This is a genomic window from Nocardia neocaledoniensis, assembly GCF_029868625.1.
Lineage (GTDB): Bacteria > Actinomycetota > Actinomycetes > Mycobacteriales > Mycobacteriaceae > Nocardia > Nocardia neocaledoniensis_A.
In genome coordinates, this window is sequence record NZ_JARWOJ010000384.1 from 1 (window position 1) to 3,081 (window position 3,081).

A 3,081-nucleotide genomic window follows, 5' to 3' on the forward strand; every position below is an offset into this window, starting at 1 on the left:
AAACCCGCCCACCAACCACACCACCCCGCCCCCCGCGCCCCACCTCCACCGGCGCCCCCCGCCCCACCCCCCCTCCGGGGGGGCCCCCACCCTGCGCCCCAACCCCCTATTACCCCGCACCCCCCACGCCCCGCCACTGTGGGCGGGCCTTCGGGGTACCTGTGGAGCCTAGCGGCTGCTGCTGCGGCGGCTCTTCTTCCGCGGCGGCGGCAGCAGGCCCTCGGCGCGCAGGCGCGAGGCGTGCTCGGCCAGCGCCTCCACCAGCGGGCCCACCTGCGCGGTCTCGGGCTGCACGTCCACGCGCAGGCCGAACTCGATCGCGGTCTCGGCCGTCTTCGGGCCGATGCAGGCGACGATGGTGCGCGCGTGCGGCTTGCCCGCGATACCGACGAGGTTGCGGACCGTGGAGGACGAGGTGAACAGGACCGCGTCGAAACCACCGGTCTTGATCATCTCGCGGGTCTCCGCGGGCGGCGGCGAAGCGCGCACGGTGCGGTAGGCGGTGACGTCGTCGATCTCCCAGCCGCGCTCGCGCAGGCCCTCGGCGAGGGTCTCGGTGGCGATGTCGGCGCGCGGCAGCAGCACGCGGTTCACCGGGTCGAACACGTCGTCATAGGGCGGGAAGTCGGCGAGCAGGCCCTCGGAGGACTGTTCCCCGCTCGGCACCAGTTCGGGATTGATGCCGAAGGAGCGCACCTTCTCCGCGGTGGCCTCGCCGACGCAGGCGATCTTCACGCCGGAGAACGCCCGCGCGTCCAGACCGAACTCGGCGAACTTCTCCCACACCGCGCGCACGGCGTTGGTGGAGGTGAACACCACCCACTGGTAGCGACCGTCCACCAGGCCCTTCACCGCGCGCTCCATCTGCGCGGGGCTGCGCGGCGGCTCGACGGCGATGGTCGGCACCTCCATCGGGATGGCGCCGTGGGTCACCAGCCGCTCGCTCATCTCGCCGGCCTGGTCCTTGGTGCGCGGCACCAGCACGGTCCAACCGTAGAGGGCACGCGACTCCCACCACGACATCTTCGACCGCTTGTCGACCTCCTTGCCGACCGTCACGATCAGCGGGCCGACCAGCTCCGAGGCCGCGTTGTTCAGGGTGGCGAGGGTGGCCTCGATGGTCCGCTGCTGGCGGGTGGTGCCGCGCACGGTCACCGCGACCGGGGTCTGCGGGGCGAGGCCGTGCTCGACGAGCGCGCTCGCGGTCTCGGCCAGGTGCCCGGAGGTGGCGCTGAGCACCAGCGGACCGGGAGCGGCGGCCAGCGCGGCCCAGTCGACCTCGCCGCGCACATCGGCCTCGGTGTGCCCGGAACCGAGGGCGATGCCCGCGTAGCTCGGCACCGCGGACCCGTTGGGCAGGCCGGGCAGCACCTCGAACACCATGTGCGAGCGGGTCACGGCGTTGACCTCGTTGATCACCGAATCGGTGGTCAGCGGGTCACCGGCGACGACGCGCACCACATCGTGTCCGCCGCGAGCCTCGGCGATCAGCGTCTTGGCCACCTCGGCGGGCTCGCCCAGCGCCGGGCGCACGTCGACGGCGCGTTCGCCGTCCTCGCCCGGCTCGACGGCGAGGCCGATCAGGGCGAGCACACCCTTGTCGACATCGGGATCGGTGAACGCCAGCGTCGCCCGCTCGAGCACCTCACGGGCGCGCACGGTCAGCAGGGCCGGGTCGCCGGGGCCGGATCCGACGAAAAGGATCCGCCCTGGTTGCTTCTTGGTGGCTCGGCTGCTCATCGGTTGTTCTCCATCGGGCTGGAATTGGTGAAGTCTGGGGCGGGGGTGTTCACCGCCTGTGTGGGGGAACCGACCTCCGGTTCCGGCTCGTCCGCGACGCTCAGCAATGCGCGAGCGCCCAGATCCAGCAGATCGCGCGCGAGGGCGATGCCGAGCGCCTCGGCATCGCGCGGCGCGCCGACGATCGAGGCGCGCAGCACGTCGGAGCCGTCGATCGCGGCGGCACAGGCCCGCAGCGACAGCTCCTCGAAGATGCGCCCGTCCTCGTCGATCGACTCGACGACCTCGGCGATGGCACCGATCGGCGCGGTGCAGCCCGCCTCGAGCTCGCCGAGCAGGGCGCGCTCGGCCAGGACCGCGGCCCTGGTCGCGGCGTCGTCGAGACCGGCGAGGATCTCGATCAGCTCCGCGTCGTCGCTGCGGCATTCCACCGCGAGGGCGCCCTGTGAGGGAGCGGGCAGCATCTGCACCGGCTCGAGCGATTCGGTGATCGCGTCGGTGCGCTCGATGCGGGACAGCCCGGCGCGGGCGATGACGATGGCGTCGAGTTCGCCCTCGCTCACCTTGCGCAGGCGCGAGTCGATGTTGCCGCGCAGTGGGACGATGTCGAGGCCGAGACCGAGAGCGCGCAGCTGGGCGGCGCGGCGCGGGGCCGAGGTGCCGACCTTGGCGCCCGCGGGCAGTTCGCCGAGCACCAGGCCGTCGCGGGCCACCAGCGCGTCGCGCGGGTCCTCGCGGGGCGGAATGGCGGGGATGACGAAGCGCGGGTCCTGCGCGGTGGGGAGGTCCTTGTAGGAGTGCACCGCGATGTCGATGGTGCCCGCGGCCAGCTCGTCGCGCAGCGCCGAGGTGAACACGCCGACGCCGATCTTCTGCACGGGATCCGACGACAGGTCGCCCGGTGTCTTGATGACGACCAGCTCGGCGGGCTGACCCGTGGCGATCAGCGCGTCACGGACGGTGCCGGCCTGCGTCAGCGCGAGCAGGCTGCCGCGCGTGCCGATCCGCCACGGCGCGCGAATGCTGCCTGCGGTCACGGTGTCCTCTTCCTGCACTGTCGTGGTCATGCGGATTCCTCCTGCGCACGCCCGAGTGGTCCGGGCTTCGACTCGGTCATGCGGACCTGCGCATCGCCGAGGTGTCCTGCGGTGAAGTCGTCGGCCAGCGCGGACTCGGCCGCGGCGACCTCCATGGGCGCGGCAACCGCTTGCACCGCACCGGGTTTCAGTTCGAACAGCTCACGCAGCGCCTCGGCGTAGCTGTCGCCGCCCGGCGTCGAGGCCAGCTGCTTGACGCGCACGGTCGGCGCGTGCAGCAGCTTGTCGACGACGCGGCGCACGG

The 3,081-nt window shown here is 72.6% G+C and carries 2 protein-coding genes and 1 pseudogene; all 3 read right to left on the reverse strand.

Annotated elements, in window-relative coordinates; all coding sequences use genetic code 11:
* Positions 1-168: 168 nt before the first annotated feature.
* A complete protein-coding gene (locus QH270_RS30490; RefSeq protein WP_110039196.1) occupies positions 169-1,740 on the reverse strand; it encodes a uroporphyrinogen-III synthase in 1,572 nt (523 codons plus the stop codon).
* Positions 1,737-2,807, reverse strand: coding sequence for a hydroxymethylbilane synthase (gene hemC / locus QH270_RS30495; protein ID WP_280347759.1), 1,071 nt, complete (start codon positions 2,805-2,807; stop codon positions 1,737-1,739). The genes QH270_RS30490 and hemC overlap by 4 nt, the downstream gene beginning before the upstream one ends.
* Positions 2,804-3,081 (reverse strand): annotated as a pseudogene (locus tag QH270_RS30500) (glutamyl-tRNA reductase); the annotation flags it as partial. The pseudogene QH270_RS30500 and the gene hemC, both read right to left, overlap by 4 nt.

Bases quoted from the DNA above. Each gene is read 5' to 3' on its own strand.
- QH270_RS30490 (WP_110039196.1), bottom strand. From the start codon at position 1,740: ATGAGCAGCCGAGCCACCAAGAAGCAACCAGGGCGGATCCTTTTCGTC.
- hemC (WP_280347759.1), bottom strand. From the start codon at position 2,807: ATGACCACGACAGTGCAGGAAGAGGACACCGTGACCGCAGGCAGCATT.